Source organism: Vibrio scophthalmi LMG 19158, assembly GCF_000222585.1.
Lineage (GTDB): Bacteria > Pseudomonadota > Gammaproteobacteria > Enterobacterales > Vibrionaceae > Vibrio > Vibrio scophthalmi.
In genome coordinates this window covers 1-1,394 of sequence record NZ_AFWE01000049.1, presented here as the reverse complement: position 1 = coordinate 1,394, position 1,394 = coordinate 1, and the positions used below count along the sequence as shown (strand labels likewise).

Annotated in this window: 3 protein-coding genes; all 3 read left to right on the top strand. The window is 40.0% G+C overall.

The window, feature by feature from the left end; genetic code table 11:
• Window positions 1–22: 22 nt before the first annotated feature.
• Genes RH88_RS02835 through RH88_RS23685 form a run of 3 tightly spaced genes read left to right on the top strand, consistent with a single transcriptional unit; the run spans window position 23 to window position 1,173 of the window.
• Window positions 23–304 carry a single-stranded DNA-binding protein gene (locus RH88_RS02835; RefSeq protein WP_040757816.1) on the top strand — a complete coding sequence of 94 codons (282 nt, stop codon included), beginning with the start codon at window positions 23–25 and terminating at the stop codon, window positions 302–304.
• A gap of 28 nt (window positions 305–332) precedes the next feature.
• Complete coding sequence (locus RH88_RS23515; protein ID WP_005593330.1) at window positions 333–563, top strand: RNA-binding protein; 231 nt, start codon at window positions 333–335, stop codon at window positions 561–563.
• Entirely contained in the window at window positions 541–1,173 is a 633-nt protein-coding gene (locus RH88_RS23685; protein ID WP_005593329.1) for a hypothetical protein, read from the top strand. The genes RH88_RS23515 and RH88_RS23685 overlap by 23 nt, the downstream gene beginning before the upstream one ends.
• The last annotated feature ends 221 nt before the right edge of the window (window positions 1,174–1,394 follow it).

The following is a 1,394-nucleotide window of genomic DNA, read 5'->3' as shown; positions in this document are numbered from 1 at the left end:
AAAACACACTAAGGATATAACCATGTTAAAAATCGAAATTTTTCCAGAAGACGTTAAGACCACAACACGCACCATTAAGGGTAAGGACGATAAACCAGACCGCAACATTTACGAGCAAGAAGCTTACGCCTATCTAGGAGGCAAATTCCCTACGCTAATGAAGTTATCACTTGAAGAAGGACAGCCAGCACATGTCGCCGGAATTTATACAGTTCATAGCTCTAGCTTCATTGTTAATAACTTCGGCGGCTTGGAGTTAAAACGCTTTGGAATGCTTATTGAACCATTAGAAATAGAACTCTAACGTATAAAAACAGAAAGGAATCAATGTCATGGGTAGTGTCTCAATTTATCATCCTTCGCAGTTTCAGAACCCTGTATTTACTGAGCTTCAAATTTTTCAGTTAACGCGTCCAACGTTTAAGGCTTCCTTTGTTCGTCGTGGTGACGAGACACATCTGCTTGTGTATCTCAATGATGATCAGGGACTTCCTTTTGTCCGCATTCCATGCGAGGTACTCGCTAAGGCTGCAAAGGTTTATGAAAAGTCACTACCAAAATAATTTTAATCATCCGTTCTTTCATATACCAAAGGAAGAACGGATAGTTAACGGCAGAAAAGGGTGTTTATCAGGTGGTCATCGTCCTTATTCACCACAAGAAGATGATTTCATTATTGAGCATTACCAAAAAGTACCATTTACTCAAATGGCGGTTCTTTTTCAGCGTTCTGCTCATTCGGTATACACCCGTTCAAAGAAGCTTATTCGAGATGGATTACTTGAAAATAGCGGCTTATGGCGTAAATCTCATTACACAAAGAAAGAAGATAATTTCATTATTGCCATGCAAGATAAAATGTCTTTTGCCGATGTTGGTAGAGAACTTGGGCGTAGTCGTGATTCAGTAAAAGTCAGAGCGGGCAAACTTGGTGTTTCCTACCAAAAAATAGCCGAGACATCTCCAGTAGTTAAGTTATTGAATGAAGATATTGAACTGATTAGAGAGCTGGCTGATGCCGGACTAACTTATCGAGATATAGCTGGCAAATTTGAAGTGGATGAGAGTCATGTACGAAGAGTTTGCCAATTCCAGATTCGAACATATTTAGATAAGCAAGATTTCTTGTCCTCAAAATCTCGGCAGATATCAGCTATCGATGGGCAATACTGAGTATCAGTTGAGACAGATTCCCAACTGATACAAAGATGTGTTTATTAAACTTGAGAGTGGTTATCAAATGGAACAAGACGAAAAACGTTTTTGTGTCTGTGGTGATTGCGATGCAATCGTGCCGTTTACTCACGAACTGCACAATGAAGATGAGTTTTGTCAGTGTGGCGGTCAGATGTGCGGCTGTGACTTTTGCAATGAGACTTACGCCAAGCATTTAA

Coding starts and splice junctions, on each gene's coding strand:
- RH88_RS23515 (WP_005593330.1), top strand. CDS start 333: ATGGGTAGTGTCTCAATTTATCATCCTTCGCAGTTTCAGAACCCTGTA.
- RH88_RS02835 (WP_040757816.1), top strand. CDS start 23: ATGTTAAAAATCGAAATTTTTCCAGAAGACGTTAAGACCACAACACGC.
- RH88_RS23685 (WP_005593329.1), top strand. CDS start 541: ATGAAAAGTCACTACCAAAATAATTTTAATCATCCGTTCTTTCATATA.